Below are 15551 nucleotides of genomic sequence, written 5' to 3'. Positions count from 1 at the left end.
CCATAGTCGCACTCAACGCGACTAATCTTCCCTTCGCGTCGGCAGCGGGGCGAAGGGAAGATTGGTTGCACTCAACGCGACCATGGGGCCCTCGGGTGCATTGTGTGGTCGACGGGGGCGGGGTTGGTGGTTAGGTTTGTCGATCATGCAGCTGTTCGCGTTCGAAGGTAAGCGTCCGTCCGTGCACCCCGATGCGTGGATCGCCCCGACCGCCACGTTGATCGGCGACGTCGTCGTGGAGGCCGGCGCGTCGGTCTGGTACGGCGTCGTGGTCCGCGCGGATTTCGGGCGCATCGTGATCCGCGAGGGTGCCAACATCCAGGACAACTCGGTGTTGCACGTCAACGACGGTGTCTGCGAGGTCGGCCGGAACGTCACGGTCGGGCACTCGTGCATCGTCCACGACTGCACCGTCGGCGAGCAGGCCCTGATCGGCAACGGGGCCACGGTGCTCGACAAGTCGACGATCGGCGCGCGCACGCTCGTCGCCGCGGGTGCCACGGTCACGCCCGGCACGGAGGTGCCGTCGGAGGTCGTCGCGATGGGCAGTCCGGCGAAGAAGTTCGTGCCGCTCACCGATGCCGCGCGCGGCTGGGTCGACCACAACGCCGCCATCTACCAGCAGCTCGCCCGCAGGCACGCCGACGGGCTCGAGGAGATCGCCGAACCCGACCGCCCCGAATGACCCCGCGTCGCATGCTGTTCATCTCCGACCGGTAGACCGGCCGATGTGGACGGATACGACTGGAACGCCTACGTCGACGAGTACTGCGAGCGACTCGAACCGGGGTTGCTGGGCGAACCCCTCAACACGGTCAGCAACCTCGGTTTCCTGCTCGCGGCGATCGCGATCTGGCGGTTGGCGCGCGGCACGCGGGCGGCCGCGCGCTCGCGGTCGGTCTCGGGCTGATCTTCGTTGCCAGCACGGCGTTCCACATGCTCGCCACGGCGTGGGCGGGCATGGCGGACTCGGCCGCGATCGCGTTGTTCGTCCTCGGCTACGCGGTCGTGTTCGCGCACGTCTTCCTGCGCGTGCCGTGGCGGTGGGCGTGGTTGGCGATCCCCGTGTTCGCCGGCATCGGTGTCCCCGCGGGGCTGGCCGCCGACGCGCTGGGCATGCCCGGCTCGTACTACGCGGCGCCGCTGGTGACGTTGTTCGTGCTCGCCGCGTTGACGATCCGCGACGGCGCCTGGCCGGTGTTCCTCACGGCGGGCGGACTGTTCGGCGTCTCGTTGACATTCCGCTCCATGGACCACACCGTGTGCGGTTCGTTTCCGCCCGGCACGCACTTCCTGTGGCACCTGTGCAACGCCACGGTGCTGTACCTGGTGTCCCGGACCGCCGTACGCCGATGGGTAGGCTCACCCGGTCAAGTGACGGCGGGAGCCTGAGGACCCACGCGATGAGCACGACCGGATGACCGCGGCGACGAACACGTTGCGCAGGGCGTTCCCGCCGTCGGCGGTCGCCGCCGGCCTGATCTCCGTGCTCGTGGCCGTCACGAGCACGGGCGCGATCGTCTTCTCCGCCGCAACGGCCGCGGGCGCCTCACCGGCCGAGGTGACGTCGTGGATGCTCGCCGTCTGCGTCGGCATGGGCGTCACGTCGATCGCCCTGTCCCTGCGCTACCGCGCGCCCATCGTCACCGCCTGGTCGACGACCGGTGCCGCGCTGTTGGCCGCGAGCCTGCACGGGGTGTCGATGGCGCAGGCCATCGGCGCGTTCGTCGTGTCGGCCGCGTTGATCACGCTGACAGGCCTCACCGGCTGGTTCGAACGACTCATGGACCGCATCCCGGTGCCGCTGGCCTCGGGCCTGCTCGCCGGGGTCCTCGTGCACTTCGGCATCGACCTGTTCGGCGAGCTGGAGACGAGCCTGGTCGTCGTCGGACCGATGGTGCTGGCGTACCTGCTGGCGCGGCGGTGGCTGGCTCGCTACGCCGTGCTGGTCGCGCTGGCCGTCGGGGTGGTCGCCACGGCCGCCACCGGCACGCTGCGCCTGGACCGCGTCGATCTCGCGCTCGCGACGCCGGTCTTCACGATGCCCGAGTTCGACTGGCAGGTGATCATCAGCGTCGCGCTTCCGCTGTACATCGTGACGATGGCGTCGCAGAACCTGCCCGGCGTCGCGGTGCTACGCGGCGACGGCTACACCGAGGTGCCGCTCTCGCCCGTCATCGGCACCACCGGCGTGGCCAACCTGCTGCTGGCGCCGTTCGGGTGTTTCGGGCTGAACCTCGCGGCGATCACGGCGGCCATCTGCACCGGTCCGCAGGCCCTCGAGGACCGCAACCGTCGCTACATCGCGGCCGTGTGGGCGGGCCTGTTCTACCTCGTCGTGGCCGTGTTCGCCGGCACCGTCGGGTCGCTGCTCGCCGCGATGCCCGAGGCGTTGATCATCGGCATCAGCGGACTCGGCCTGCTCGCCACCATCAGCGGTTCGCTCGGCGCCGCGCTCGCCGACGACCGGTGGCGCGAGTCCGCGCTCGTGACGTTCCTGGCCACCGCCTCCGGCGTGACGCTGCTGGGCATCGGCTCGGCGTTCTGGGGCCTGCTCGCCGGCGTGCTCACCGCCGCGATCACGCTGCGCAGGCGCCCCGAGAAGTGAGCTCCGTTCCAGTGAATCCATTGAAAAACGGGGACCCCGCCACACGGCGGAATCCCCGTCACAGGAATGGAGACGTCAGTGCTTGCCGGCGTCGGCGGCTTCCTTCTCCAGACGCTCCTTCTCGCGCTCCAGCGAACGCTCGATCTCGGCCTCGGCCTCCATGCGGCCGACCCAGGAGGAGCCCTCGACGCTCTTGGCCGGCTCGAGGTCCTTGTACACCTGGAAGAAGTGCTCGATCTCGAGCTTGTGGAACTCGTTCAGGTGGTGGATGTCGCGCAGGTGCTCGTTACGCGGGTCGCCCGCCGGGACGGCCAGGACCTTGTCGTCCGGACCCTTCTCGTCGCGCATGCGGAACATGCCGACCGCGCGGCACGTGATCAGGCAACCGGGGAACGTCGGCTGCTGGACGAGCACGAGCACGTCGAGCGGGTCACCGTCCTGGCCGAGCGTGTCGTCGATGAAGCCGTAGTCGGCCGGGTACTGCGTCGCCGTGAACAGCGTGCGGTCGAGCTTGATGCGGCCCGACTCGTGGTCCACCTCGTACTTGTTGCGCTCCCCGCGGGGGATCTCGATCGTGACGTCGAACTCCACGGCGTCCTCGCTCGCTCTCGTCGGCGCCGCGTCTGCGCGGCGAACTATGGATGACCTAACCGTCCCAGTGTGACCCACCGCTCGGTCAATGAGCAGCCAGGAGGGCACTAGTGTGATATCTGCCCCGTTCGAATAGCGGAAAACAGACAACCTGGTGGAGGGGTACGTGGCACAGGGCGGTACCGGCGACGGTGAGGGGACCGATCGCCAGGGCACCGGCGGTGGACCGGCGTGGCCGTCGGACGACGCCGACGGCCAACGGTCGCAGCCGCCGCAGGGGCATCCCCGGCAGGCCCGCCGCAGGGCCGGCCCCGGCACCTGGGCCGGCAGCAGCCCCCGCAGCAGCAGCATCCCCGCTCGGACCAACCCCAGCCCCGGCCGGAGCAGCCTCGGCCGGACCAGCAGTCGACGGAGCCGCGGCCGCGTCCGAATCCGCAGCAGTACCCCGACCAGCAGCAGTACCCTCAGCAGCACTCCCAGCGGCCGCCGCTGCAGCACCAGCAGCCGCCCCAGCCGCCTCGGCAGTCGTCGTGGTTCCAGCCGCCGGAAGATCCGACACCGCAGCACTCGACACCGCAGCACCAGCAGCCGCAGCCCCCGACGCCGCAGAACCCGCCGGTTCCGCCGGCCGGTTCGGTCCCCCCTGCGGGTGGAATGGCACGTCCGGTGCGGATCGAACCGCAGGGCGCGCCGCGGCCCGACGACGGCCACGCCGCGGAGACGGCCGCCACCCCCGACACCCCGGACCGCTCGGCAGGCTCCGACGGTGGTGCGACGGCGTACCTCGCGGTCGACCGGCCGCACGGTGCGGGCGGGTCCGAGGAGTCCGGGCATCCACACGACGCGTACGGCCCGTACAGCCCGTACGACGACCCGGCCGACAGCGCCGTCAACAGCCTCGACGACGCCGACGGCGCCGATGACGAGCTCGACAACGACACGCTGGCGCCCGACCCCGACCCGGAGCCCGAACCACGGCCGCGCCGCCGGAAGCGGGGGCTGCTGCTGACGGGCACGGCGTTGGTGCTGATCGTCGCGGTCGGGGTGGCGTTGGCGTTGCCGCAGGTGTCGAACCGGCTGGGCCTGCCGTGGGCGCCGAACCTGCCGCAGGCCGACCCGCCGGAGCCGGTGGCGGTCAGCAGCCAGCTCGACGGCGTCGGCGGCGAGGCGCCCGCGCGACCGCGGAGGGCGTCCGGCAGGCGTTGGCCGGTCCGACCGGCAACGGCGCGCTGGGCCGGTTCACCGGCATGGTCGTGGACCCGCAGGGCGGCGAGACGTTGTGGTCGCAGGGCGCGGACCAGCCGGTGGCGCCCGCGTCGGCGACGAAGGTGCTCACCGCGGCCGCGGCATTGCTCGAACTCGGTCCCGACGCGCGGCTGACGACGCGGGCGGTGGAGACCTCGCCCGGGCACGTGGTCGTCGAGGGCGGCGGCGACGTCACCCTGTCGTCCCTGCCCGAGGGTGAGGAGTCGCTGTACCGCGGCGCCGCGCGCTCGACGACCTCGCGGCGCGGATCGCCGAGGGAGCGGGGAACGGGGTGCAGTCGATCGCGGTCGCCGACACGCTGTTCACCGGCGAGAAGACCGGCCCCGGCTGGTCGGAGGGCGACGCGCCGTCGACGTACGCCGCGCCCATCGAGTCGGTGATGCTCGACGGCGGCCGGTCCAACCCCGTCGACGACCTGTCCCGGCGCACGGGCACGCCCGCGGCCGACTTCGCCGAGCAGCTCGCGGCGAAACTGCCCGGCGCGAGCGTGTCGGGCGACACCGCCGTCGAGGGTGGACGAACGATCGCCGAGGTCGAATCGGCCCCGATGGAACAGCTCGTACAGCAGATGCTCGACCTGTCCGACAACACGCTCGCCGAGGCGATCCAACGCCACGTGGCCCTGTCGACCGGCAAGGAGGCCTCGTTCGAGGGCGGTTCGCAGGCGACGCTCGACGTGCTGCGGCAGCACGGCTTCGACGTCGAGGGCGTGACGCTCAACGACGGCAGCGGCCTGTCGGTGGACAACCGCATCACCGCCGAACTGCTCGCGGAGGTCGTCAGCGTGGCCGCGGGCGGCGGTGCCGGTGCGGGCGCCGGGAGCGGCGGTGGCGGTCAGACCGCCGGCGGCGACGGCAGGCTCGCGACGACGCTGCGGCCGATCCTCGGCGGACTGCCGGTGGCAGGCGGCACGGGCACGCTCTCGGCGCGCTACGACGACGGTGTGCGCGCGCAGGGCCGCGGCTGGGTGCGGGCGAAGACCGGCACGATCCCGTCGATCGGCGCCAACGCGCTCACCGGCTACCTCGTGACCGTCGAGGGCCGCCTGCTCACGTTCTCGCTCACGACCTCGGGCGCCCGCAACACCGAAACCGCCCGCGAGGCCCTCGACACCATCACCGCAACCCTCCGAACCTGCGGCTGCCCCTGAGTGGGGGCTCGCGGGCTCGGGAGCGGGTAGCGTCGGCGGGGTGAACGCCGAGACCACCGAAACGTCCCGTTCCGTGGCCACGAATCCGCTGGTCGACTGGTCGTTGGCCGCGTCGACGGGTGCGCTGTTGGCGCGCGGCGGACCGACGGTCCCGCGGGAGGAGGCCGAACGCGCGGTCGTGGAGTTGCGCGACCTGTCGGTCGACGCCGAGCGCTACGTCCGCGAGTTGACCGATCTGGGCCACGGCCTGCCGGTGAAGCAGGGTGAGGTGCTCGACCGGCCGGGCTGGGTGCGCTCCGCCGCGGCCGGGCTGGACCAGCTCACGAGTCGCGCCGTGCCGCCGGACCGCCCGTCGTGGTTGACGTCGGTCGTCGCGGGCGGCGCGGGCGTGCAGACGGGCGTCGTGTTGGCGTTCCTGGGTTCGCGGGTGCTGGGCCAGTACGACCCGTTCGGCGGACCGGACGCCGAGGGCAGCCTCGTGCTCGTCGCGCCGAACGTCGTCACCGCGCAGCGGGCCATGGACGTCTCGGGCCGCGATTTCCGCATGTGGGTGTGCCTGCACGAGTGCACGCACCGGCTGCAGTTCACGGCCGTCGACTGGCTGCGGGACTACTTCGCCGACCAGGTGGGCCTGCTCGTCGGCGGGCTGTCGGGCTCGGAGGAGACGTTCACGGCGGCGCTGTCCCGGATGCCCGACGCCGTGCGCAACCTGCGCTCGTCCGAGTCGCGCGACGTGATGGGCCTCGCAGAGATCCTGCAGTCGCCGGCCCAGCGCGAGGTGTTCGACCGACTGATCGCTTTGTCGACATTGCTCGAGGGGCATGCGGACTACGTGATGGACGCCGTCGGCCCGGACGTCGTGCCGAGCGTGCGCACGATCCGCAGGCGGTTCACCGAACGCCGCAAGGGAGGCGGTGTCCTCGACCGGCTGTTGCGCACGCTGCTGGGCATCGACGCGAAGGTGCGCCAGTACGAGCAGGGCGCGGCCTTCACCCGGCACGTCGTCGACACGGTGGGCATGGCCGGTTTCAACGCCGTGTGGACGTCGCCGGAGACGTTGCCGACCCGCGCGGAGATCAAGGACCCGCAGGCATGGGTGCGGCGGATCCACTGACCGGATTCGCCGCCGTCGCGGCGGTCCGCGGCGCGGTGCGGGACTTCCTGCGCGCGCACCCGGACGGCGGCGGGCGGTACGTCGCCGTGTCGGGCGGGGCCGATTCGCTGGCGCTCGCCGAGGCCGCCGCGTACGTCACCGGGGGCGCGGTCACGGCGCTCGTCGTCGACCACGACCTCCAGCCCGGGTCGGCGGACGTCGCGGAGACCGCCGCCGCCGCGGCCCGCGGTCTGGGCGTCGCGGAGGCGCGGGTGCTGCCGGTGTCGGTGTCCGGTCCGGGCGGCCCCGAGGCGGCGGCCAGGAAGGCCCGGTACCGCGCGTTGCGGGGGGCGATTCCCGACGGCGCCACGGTCCTGCTCGGCCACACCCTCGACGACCAGGCCGAAACGGTCCTGTTGGGGCTCGGTCGCGGTTCGGGACCCCGGTCGATCGCCGGGATGCGCCCGTTCGACCGGCCGTGGGGGAGGCCACTGCTCGGCGTGCCGCGGACGGTCACCAGGGCGGCGTGTGACGAACTCGGCATCGAGCCGTGGCAGGACCCCCACAACGTCGATCCGCGGTACCGGCGCGTGCGGGTGCGCACCGAGGCCCTGCCGCTGCTCGACGACGTCCTCGGCGGCGGTGTCGCGGGGGCGCTCGCGCGCACGGCCGCGCAACTGCGCGAGGACGTCGACACGCTCGACGACCTCGCCGAGCAGCTTCTCGAGCGCGCTCGCGCGACCGAATCCGGAGAACTGTCGGTCGAGATCCTCGAACCGGCCCCGCCCGCGGTGCGCCGACGCGCGTTGCGCAGCTGGTTGCTGGCCGCGGGTGTGCGCGAGCTCACCGACGCGCACCTGCGTTCGGTCGACGCACTCGTCGGCGCGTGGCGCGGTCAGGGCGGGGTCTGGCTGCCGGGCCATTTTGAGGCGGGCAGGGCACGTGGAAAGCTCAGGGTCGAACCGGGCCCGTCGGACCCCGCCGAGAACACCGAGAACACCGAGAACGCCGACAGCACCGACAGCACGAACCGCCGCTAGAGGGGACCACTGCCGTGTACGAAGGCGATATCGCCTCCGTGCTCATCACCGAGCAAGAGATCAAGGACAAGACCGGCGAACTGGCCGAGAAGATCGCCGCGGACTACACCTCCGAGGGTGAGTCGGCCGCGACCGACCTCGTGCTCGTCGGGGTGCTCAAGGGCGCGGTCATGTTCATGACCGACTTCGCCCGTGCACTGCCGATCCCGGCGCAGCTGGAGTTCATGGCCGTGTCCTCCTACGGCGCCGCGACGACGTCGTCGGGCGTCGTGCGGATCCTCAAGGACCTCGACCGCGACATCGCCGGCAGGGACGTGCTGATCGTCGAGGACATCGTCGACTCGGGCCTCACCCTGTCGTGGTTGCTGAAGAACCTCACGGCCCGCCATCCGAAGTCGTTGAACGTGGTCTCACTGCTGCGTAAACGCGAGGCGGTCCAGGTCGACGTGCCGGTGAAGTACGTCGGCTTCGATATTCCGAACGAGTTCGTCGTCGGCTATGGTCTGGACTACGCAGAGCGGTACCGTGATCTGCCCTACATCGGCACGCTTGACCCCAAGGTGTACTCGTCGTAGGACCGATCACGTTCGGTGAGCGCGCCAGGGGAGTCGGGGGCGGCCGCGACCATCGCGTGAGACTCACGCGACCGGAGGGGAACGAAAGTTCCCTCGTTCGCGTCATAGAGGCCGCAGTGGTGCGTTAACCTAAGCGAAGATTGCAGGTCGGCAACCGGAAGGCATGTCGCCGGCTCTGAGGGGACGTAGGGAGAGTCTGGACCATGGGGAACAGCAGTCACGCGGACGCCGCGGCGTTTCGCCAGGCCGCGGTGGACGGCCAGGTCGGCATCGACCCGGACGCCGCCGAGACGGTGCTGAGCAAGCTCCGCACCGGTAAGGACGCCGTCGAGGCGCTCATCCGGCAGACCGAGGAGCTCGCGGCGCCGCCGCAGATCGGCGCGAACCCGGTCGGCAACGCCATGGCCGCCAAGTTCTCCGACCGTGCCGGTGGTGGCGGCGAGTCCTACGCCGACGCCCTGCGCAACCTCTACGCCCAGTACGACGAGGCCGAGCAGGCCATCACCACGGCGATGCGCCAGTACCGCGACACCGACGCGGACAACGCCCGCCCGTTCACCGGGCAGCTGTAGGGAACAGGGGGACTTGACCAGTGAATATCGATGACTCCGGTGTGATCGGTTCCGATTTCGGCGGCGAGGCAGGCGGCGAGTACGGCGGCCACCAGCCCGTGGAGGCCGCAGGCGGTTCCGGGGGCCACGTGCCGGCCTACGGCGCGGGCCGGGGCGGCTTCGGCGGTGGCGGCAACGCGGTGCACATCGGTGACACCGGCGGTGTCGCCGACCTCGTGAGCCGTGCCCGCGGCCGGTCCGACGGCTTCCTCACCGACGACCTGCGGGCCATCACCGACCGCCCGAACTGGCACGCGCACGAGAGCAAGCAGCTGTACCAGTTCGCCACGGTCAACAACGTGCCCGGCAGCGCCGAGGAGCTCGGCAGCGGCTGGGGCAAGCACGGCACCCAGCTGCAGCAGATCTCCGAGGACCTGTACTCGACGATCAGCGAACTCGGCAACGCGTGGATCGGCCAGGCGGCCGGTGCCGCGCAGGGCGCGCTCGTCGGTATCGCGAACTCGAGCTCGCAGGCCGCCGAGGCCGCGCAGGCCATGGGCCAGCGGCTGTCGCAGCAGGCGTCCGCGGCCGCCGAGCTGAAGAAGATGCCGGCGCCGGAGGAGTTCGACCCGGCGCAGGAGACGGCGCAGATGCTCGCCATGGGCCCCGCGGCGATGGCGAAGGACATGAAGGAGAAGTTCGACCAGGCCCGCGCGGTCAAGGCTCAGCAGGTCCAGTACCTGGAGACCTACACCTCCGCGATGTCCGAGGTCGACAACTCCACCCCGAGCTTCGGCCCGGCCTCGCTCGGCCTGAAGCCCACGGCCACGACGGGCGGCACGGCGATCTCGTCGTTCGGTCCGGTGTCCGCGGGCCCCGGCGCCATGGGCGGCGGAGCCGCGAGCGTGGACACGCTCGGGGCCGGTCACGGCGGCGCGGCGCAGGGTGCCCAGCACCAGCCGGCGCCGCACCAGGCGCCCGCCCCGCAGACCCCGCAGGCTCCGGCCGCCCAGGCTCCCACCGGTGGCGGCGCCGCCGGCACGGCGATGCCCGCGGCCCCGGCCGCGTCGTCGAGCGGCCTGGGTGTCGGTGCCGGTGCGGCCGCCCTCGGCGGTGCGCTGGCCGGTGGTGGTGCCGCGGTCGCGGGTGCGCGTGCCCTGTCGAAGGGCAGCAAGACCAAGGCCGAGCAGACCTCCGACGGCGACTCGACCGGTGCCGCCGCGCAGCAGGCCGCTCAGCCCGCCGCGTCGGTGCAGCAGCCGCAGTCGGCCGGTGTCGCCGGTGCGAACGGCCTGATCGGTGGCCGCGACGCCGCCATGGCCCCCGCGGCCACCCCGATGGGTGGCGGCATGGGTGCCGCCGGCGCCGGGGCCGCGGGTGCCGGCCAGGAGGAAGAGGACCACAAGCACGCCTCGTTCCTCATCGAGGCCGACCCGGACGAGCTGTTCGGGGCGAACCAGGCCACGGCACCGCCGGTGCTGGGTGCCTGGGGCCCGGACGACGAGGAGTGATGACCTTTGGCGGAACGGCTCTCCCCACTGGAGTTCGACTTCCTGTGGGAGTCGTTCGGCGCCGGTGAGCTGCCGTATCCGCTGGAGGTGCGCTCGCACGGGCAGACGCTCGACGAGCGCGCCGCCCTGCGGGCCCAGACGCTTCCGAAGCTGGCGGAACGCGGCGTCATCGACGTCGACGGCCGTCCTGCGCCGCTGATCGAGGACTGGCTGGACTGTCTGTCGACGGCCGAGGTCAGCCTCGATTCGGTGCAGGTCGGCGAGCCGGAGGGCGAGTCGCGACTCGCCGTGTCCGCCGCGCTCGGCGCCCAGGGCGTGCTGGTGATCTCCGACGTCGACGGGTTCTCGTTCGACCGGGTGCCCGCCGACGGCCTGGCCAGCGCGATCGTCGACCTGCTTCCCGCGGAGCGGCGCGGCGCGGAGAAGTCGATCACCGTCCCGCTCGAGCACCTGTTGTCGGGCTCGGGGGTCGACTTCCTGCAACGTCGCGGCAGCGCGGGTTCGGGTCCCGACGACGACCGCAAGGCGCTCGCCAGGTTGAACGCCCAGCCGCGGCTGCGCGGTGGCCAGATCGGCGCCAACGCGCGGAACGCGGCGGGCAGCCGCACCCGGATGCCGGTGCTGAGCTGGTTCGACACCGAGTCGGGCCGCTACTTCACGCAGGCGAGCCGGGGTCGGGACGGTCGGGACTGGATCACGATCGCCCCGGCGGACGCGCCGACGCTGCGGCATCGGCTGTCCGAGATGCTCGCGGGCGCCGCCTCCGGCGCCACGGCCCCGCTGTGAGAAACGACTGCCGGTATCCCGAGGTCGACTAATGTTCACGCACGACAGCAGCACCATCGCGAGTTCCGAACTGATCGGGAGGATCGTGCCCACCCAGGAGTTCTTCACGCCGGTCGCGTTCGACTTCCTGTGGGAGGAGCTGGGCGCGGGCGAACTGCCGTACCCGCTGAAGGTCGCCTCCCACGGCAGGACCGAGAGCGAACGCATGGCCCTGCGCAGGCAGGCCGAGAACGAGTTCGAGGCGCGCGGCATCGTGGGTTCGCCGGTCGAGGGCTGGTTGGACGTCCTCGGGCGGGCGCGCACGAGCGTCGACGCGCTGTTCATCCCGGAGTTCCAGCATCCGCCGGTCGGGGCGATCGCCGCGTCCGACGGCAAGCAGGCCGTGCTGGCGGTGCAGGACGGCCAGGGTGTGCGGCTCCAGCCGATCTACCCGGACGGACTGGCCTCGGCGGTCGTGGACCTGCTTCCGGCTGCGCAGCGTGGGACGTCGCCGTCGATCACGCTGCCGATGGGCGAGGCGCTGCAGACACGGCCCGACCGCACGGGTGCGCTGGCCGGGCGGACGGGCAACGACTCGGGCGAGTCCGGCGGGCGACGCCGGGGCAGCCTCACCGAGCAGGCCTCGGACCCGCGGGAGGCCTACGCCCAGCTCATCGCGCAGCCGCGGTTGCGGGGCGGCCAGTTGGCGGCCAACAGCAGGGACGAGCTGGGGTACAAGAAGCGTTCGGCGGTGCTGGCCTGGTTCGACACGGCGACCGGCCGCTACCTGAGCACCTCCGGTGCGGACAGCGACTGGGTCACGGTCGCCCCGGCCGACACGAAGACGCTGCGCACGAGGCTGGCCGAGCTCGTGGCGGGGGTCGCGAACTGAGACCCGGCCGGTCGCGCCGGAGGCGGTCGGTGACCTCGCGCACCTGCCGGGAACACCGGGCCGGTCGGAGTCGTTGACCGAACGGTGCGGCACTGGGACGGGTGCGCATCCAGTGCCGCCGAACTCGTCTCAGCGCCCGGATGTGCCTGGTGAGCGGGCGGTACCCTGATAGAACGCCCGTAGGCCGTGAGCAGCTCGCCCGCGGCCGCTGACATAGACGTGACGGCGGCAGTCACCACGAACCGCCTAGCCAGGGAGGGTCGAGGCCACACCGGCCGGATCTCATGGACCGCAAGCGCCTGCTCAAGAACCCACTGCTGTGGATAGTTGCGGTTCTGCTGCTCTATTTCGCGTTCAGCATGATCTTCGACGGCGATCGGGGATACGCCCCGGTCCCCACGTCGCAGGCCGTGCAGCAGATCGAATCCGGCAACGTCACGGAAGCCAACCTCGAGGACAAGGAACAGCAGCTCAAGCTGACCTTGGAAGAGGGCATCAACGTCGAGGGCGAGAACGCCACCGAGATCATCACCCAGTTCCCCGGCGGCGCCTCCGGACAGCTCTACAACGTGCTGCTCGACGCGCGCACCGGCGACGGTGAGGGTGCCAGGGGCATCCAGTTCGACACGACCGTCACGCAGGACTCGTTCTTCACCCAGATGCTCATCTACATGATTCCGCTGGGAATCCTGTTGCTGCTGCTGATCTGGATGATGAACAACGCCCAGGGCGGCGGGAACAAGGTCCTCAACTTCGGCAAGTCCAAGGCCAAGCAGCTCAACAAGGACATGCCGACGACGACGTTCGGCGACGTCGCGGGCGCTCGGAGGCCGTCGAGGAGCTGCACGAGATCAAGGACTTCCTGCAGGCGCCGGGCCGGTACCAGCAACTGGGCGCGAAGATCCCGAAGGGCGTGCTGCTCTACGGTCCGCCCGGCACCGGTAAGACGCTGCTGGCCAGGGCCGTCGCCGGTGAGGCGGGTGTGCCGTTCTACACGATCTCCGGTTCGGACTTCGTCGAGATGTTCGTCGGTGTCGGCGCCTCGCGTGTCCGTGACCTGTTCGAGCAGGCCAAGCAGAACGCGCCGTGCATCATCTTCGTCGACGAGATCGACGCCGTCGGCCGCCAGCGCGGCGCCGGCATGGGCGGCGGTCACGACGAACGTGAGCAGACGCTGAACCAGCTGCTCGTCGAGATGGACGGGTTCGACTCGCGCGGGGGCATCATCCTCATCGCGGCGACGAACCGTCCCGACATCCTCGACCCGGCGCTGCTGCGTCCCGGCCGGTTCGACCGGCAGATCCCGGTCGCGGCGCCCGACCTGCGTGGTCGCGAGGCGATCCTGAAGGTGCACTCGGCCGGCAAGCCGATCGCCGAGGGCGTCGACATGAACGGGCTGGCCAAGCGCACCGTCGGCATGTCGGGCGCGGACCTGGCCAACGTCATCAACGAGGCGGCGCTGCTCACGGCCCGCCAGCACGGCACGATGATCACCGACGCCGCGTTGGAGGAGTCCGTCGACCGCGTGGTGGGCGGCCCGGCACGCAAGAGCCGCATCATCTCCGACCGCGAACGCAAGATCACCGCGTACCACGAGGGCGGGCACGCGCTGGCCGCGTGGGCGATGCCGGACATCGAGCCGGTGTACAAGCTGACGATCCTGCCGCGCGGGCGCACCGGCGGGCACGCGTTGATCGTGCCCGAGGACGACAAGGACTTGATGACCCGTTCGGAGATGATCGGCAGGCTGGTGTTCGCCATGGGCGGACGCACGGCCGAGGAGCTGGTCTTCCACGAGCCGACCACGGGCGCGTCCTCCGACATCGAGCAGGCCACGAAGATCGCCCGCGCGATGGTCACCGAGTACGGCATGAGCCCGCGGCTCGGCGCCGTCAAGTACGGCCAGGAGCAGGGCGACCCGTTCGTCGGCCGTGCCGCGGGCCAGCAGGCGAACTACTCCCTCGAGGTCGCGCACGAGATCGACGAGGAAGTCCGCAAGCTGATCGAGACCGCGCACACCGAGGCGTGGCAGGTGCTCAACACCTACCGCGACGTGCTCGACGACCTGGTCGCCGAGGTGCTCGAGAAGGAGACGCTGCAGCGCCGCGACCTCGAACGGATCTTCTCGTCCGTCGAGAAGCGGCCGCGGATCACGGTGTTCAACGAGTTCGGCGAGCGCCTCCCGTCGGACAAGCCGCCGATCAAGACCGCGCGTGAGCTGGCCGCCGAGCGCGGCGAGCCGTGGCCCTCCGAGGAGGAGCTGCACGAACAGCAGCAGCGCGAGGCCGAGCCCGTTCCCGCGCCGACACCGTCGGCCCCGGTCGCCGGCGAGGAGCCGGCGAGTGGGGAGCTGCCTCAGGGCGGCATCCCGCAGGCGTGCCCGGTAGCGCCGGTCAGGGCGGCCAGCCGCAGCAGCCGTACGGCGGTCAGCCGCAGGGTGGCCAGCCCGACCCGCAGTCGGCGCCGCCCGCCTACAACCCGTACGCTCCGCCGTCCGGGTCGAACGGCCGCAACGGTGGTCAGCACGGCGGTCCGAACGGCGGTGGCCAGCCCGGTCAGCAGTGGCCGCAGCAGCCGTACGGCCAGCCGCAGCCGGGCTCCGGTGGCCGTACGGCGGGTCCGCCGCACTACGGCGCACCGCCCGGGTGGACGCCGGCGACCTCGCCGAGCCCGCGTCCGACGCGGCCGTGGGCGCAGGATCCGAACCCGCAGCCGCATCAGTCGCAGAACCCGTCGCAGTCGCACCAGCCGCCGCAGAACCCGCCGCAGCAGAACCAACAGCAACCGCCATCGCGCCCGCAGGGCGAGGGTGGTCCCGACGAGCAGGACGGTCACTATCGCTAGCGAGGCCTCCGGGAACGGGCACGTGGTCGTCGACGAGAACACCGTCGACGCGCCCCATGCCACGGGCCGGATGTTCGATCAGGCTCGCGCGGAGAACGCGGTGCGCGAGTTGCTGTTGGCGTGCGGCGAGGATCCCGACCGGGACGGACTGAAGGAGACGCCGGCGCGGGTCGCGCGCGCCTACCGGGAGATGTTCGCCGGGCTGTACAACGACCCGGACCACGTCCTGGACCGCACGTTCGACGAGAGTCACGAGGAACTCGTGCTGGTCACCGAGATCCCGGTGTACAGCCAGTGCGAGCACCACCTGGTGCCGTTCCACGGGGTCGCCCACGTCGGCTACATCCCGAACGCGCAGGGCAAGGTGACGGGACTGTCCAAACTGGCCAGGCTCGTCGACCTGTACGCCAAGCGCCCGCAGGTGCAGGAGCGGTTGACCACGCAGGTCGCCGACGCGCTGGACCGCAGGCTGAACCCGCGCGGCGTGATCGTCGTGATCGAGGCCGAGCACCTGTGCATGGCGATGCGCGGCATCCGCAAGCCGGGCGCGCGCACGACCACCTCGGCGGTGCGCGGCATCATGGAACGGTCGGCGACCTCCCGGGCGGAGGCACTGCAGTTGATCAAGGGCAGTCGGTGAACCCGCTCATCCCGACGCCCCGCAC

Annotated in this window: 14 protein-coding genes and 3 pseudogenes; 16 read left to right on the top strand and 1 reads right to left on the bottom strand. The window is 71.5% G+C overall.

What is annotated here, in order from left to right; translation table 11 throughout:
* Positions 1-145 precede the first annotated feature (145 nt).
* From BJF85_RS03135 to BJF85_RS03125, 4 genes are read left to right on the top strand one after another with little or no spacing between them, the layout of a single operon-like run.
* The gene (locus tag BJF85_RS03135; RefSeq protein WP_075845730.1) at positions 146-685 is read left to right on the top strand and encodes a gamma carbonic anhydrase family protein; all 540 of its coding nucleotides are present in this window, start codon (positions 146-148) and stop codon (positions 683-685) included.
* A gap of 45 nt (positions 686-730) precedes the next feature.
* Positions 731-910: a hypothetical protein gene (locus BJF85_RS29540; RefSeq protein WP_255375355.1), complete on the top strand. Its 180-nt coding sequence runs from the start codon at positions 731-733 to the stop codon at positions 908-910.
* A 26-nt stretch (positions 911-936) separates the two neighbouring features.
* Positions 937-1392 carry a hypothetical protein gene (locus BJF85_RS03130; RefSeq protein WP_255375354.1) on the top strand — a complete coding sequence of 152 codons (456 nt, stop codon included), beginning with the start codon at positions 937-939 and terminating at the stop codon, positions 1390-1392.
* A 25-nt stretch (positions 1393-1417) separates the two neighbouring features.
* On the top strand, positions 1418-2608 hold the full coding sequence (locus BJF85_RS03125; RefSeq protein ID WP_075845681.1) for a benzoate/H(+) symporter BenE family transporter: 1191 nt from the start codon (positions 1418-1420) through the stop codon (positions 2606-2608).
* Between the two features lie 75 nt (positions 2609-2683).
* Here the strand turns inward: BJF85_RS03125 and BJF85_RS03120 are convergent, their stop codons facing one another.
* Complete coding sequence (locus BJF85_RS03120) at positions 2684-3199, bottom strand: inorganic diphosphatase (protein ID WP_075845680.1); 516 nt, start codon at positions 3197-3199, stop codon at positions 2684-2686.
* 1247 nt (positions 3200-4446) lie between these two features.
* On the opposite strand from BJF85_RS03120, the pseudogene BJF85_RS31030 reads away from it, so the two are divergent.
* The 12 genes and pseudogenes from BJF85_RS31030 to ftsH form a co-directional block, all read left to right on the top strand.
* Positions 4447-4587 (top strand): annotated as a pseudogene (locus BJF85_RS31030) (D-alanyl-D-alanine carboxypeptidase); the annotation flags it as partial.
* Positions 4588-4703: 116 nt separating this feature from the next.
* Positions 4704-4853 (top strand): annotated as a pseudogene (locus BJF85_RS29530) (D-alanyl-D-alanine carboxypeptidase); the annotation flags it as partial.
* Positions 4845-5615, top strand: coding sequence for a D-alanyl-D-alanine carboxypeptidase (locus BJF85_RS03110; RefSeq protein ID WP_255375359.1), 771 nt, complete (start codon positions 4845-4847; stop codon positions 5613-5615). The pseudogene BJF85_RS29530 and the gene BJF85_RS03110, both read left to right, overlap by 9 nt.
* 73 nt (positions 5616-5688) lie before the next feature.
* Positions 5689-6729 carry a zinc-dependent metalloprotease gene (locus tag BJF85_RS03105; protein ID WP_255375352.1) on the top strand — a complete coding sequence of 347 codons (1041 nt, stop codon included), beginning with the start codon at positions 5689-5691 and terminating at the stop codon, positions 6727-6729.
* On the top strand, positions 6708-7748 hold the full coding sequence (tilS, locus tag BJF85_RS03100; RefSeq protein ID WP_083665876.1) for a tRNA lysidine(34) synthetase TilS: 1041 nt from the start codon (positions 6708-6710) through the stop codon (positions 7746-7748). Before BJF85_RS03105 ends, tilS begins: the two co-directional genes overlap by 22 nt.
* Before the next feature lie 14 nt (positions 7749-7762).
* Positions 7763-8323: a hypoxanthine phosphoribosyltransferase gene (gene hpt, locus BJF85_RS03095; protein ID WP_075845677.1), complete on the top strand. Its 561-nt coding sequence runs from the start codon at positions 7763-7765 to the stop codon at positions 8321-8323.
* A gap of 203 nt (positions 8324-8526) precedes the next feature.
* Entirely contained in the window at positions 8527-8895 is a 369-nt protein-coding gene (locus BJF85_RS03090) for a hypothetical protein (RefSeq protein WP_075845676.1), read from the top strand.
* 20 nt (positions 8896-8915) lie between these two features.
* Entirely contained in the window at positions 8916-10385 is a 1470-nt protein-coding gene (locus tag BJF85_RS03085) for a hypothetical protein (RefSeq protein WP_255375351.1), read from the top strand.
* Positions 10386-10391: 6 nt separating this feature from the next.
* The gene (locus tag BJF85_RS03080; RefSeq protein WP_075845675.1) at positions 10392-11171 is read left to right on the top strand and encodes an ESX secretion-associated protein EspG; all 780 of its coding nucleotides are present in this window, start codon (positions 10392-10394) and stop codon (positions 11169-11171) included.
* An 85-nt stretch (positions 11172-11256) separates the two neighbouring features.
* Entirely contained in the window at positions 11257-12042 is a 786-nt protein-coding gene (locus tag BJF85_RS03075) for an ESX secretion-associated protein EspG (protein WP_075845726.1), read from the top strand.
* A 284-nt stretch (positions 12043-12326) separates the two neighbouring features.
* A pseudogene (locus BJF85_RS31025) lies at positions 12327-12491 on the top strand (ATP-dependent metallopeptidase FtsH/Yme1/Tma family protein); the annotation flags it as partial.
* A 257-nt stretch (positions 12492-12748) separates the two neighbouring features.
* A complete protein-coding gene (gene ftsH / locus BJF85_RS03070; protein ID WP_369822065.1) occupies positions 12749-15526 on the top strand; it encodes an ATP-dependent zinc metalloprotease FtsH in 2778 nt (925 codons plus the stop codon).
* Positions 15527-15551 lie beyond the last annotated feature (25 nt).

Source organism: Saccharomonospora sp. CUA-673 (genome assembly GCF_001942305.1).
Classification (GTDB): domain Bacteria; phylum Actinomycetota; class Actinomycetes; order Mycobacteriales; family Pseudonocardiaceae; genus Prauserella.
Note: the sequence above shows the minus strand (reverse complement) of the source record. Positions and strands in the feature narration are given on the sequence as shown.

Bases quoted from the DNA above. Each gene is read 5' to 3' on its own strand.
- BJF85_RS03135 (WP_075845730.1), top strand. From the start codon at position 146: ATGCAGCTGTTCGCGTTCGAAGGTAAGCGTCCGTCCGTGCACCCCGAT.
- BJF85_RS03130 (WP_255375354.1), top strand. From the start codon at position 937: ATGCTCGCCACGGCGTGGGCGGGCATGGCGGACTCGGCCGCGATCGCG.
- BJF85_RS03110 (WP_255375359.1), top strand. From the start codon at position 4,845: ATGCTCGACGGCGGCCGGTCCAACCCCGTCGACGACCTGTCCCGGCGC.
- tilS (WP_083665876.1), top strand. From the start codon at position 6,708: ATGGGTGCGGCGGATCCACTGACCGGATTCGCCGCCGTCGCGGCGGTC.
- BJF85_RS03125 (WP_075845681.1), top strand. From the start codon at position 1,418: ATGACCGCGGCGACGAACACGTTGCGCAGGGCGTTCCCGCCGTCGGCG.
- BJF85_RS03090 (WP_075845676.1), top strand. From the start codon at position 8,527: ATGGGGAACAGCAGTCACGCGGACGCCGCGGCGTTTCGCCAGGCCGCG.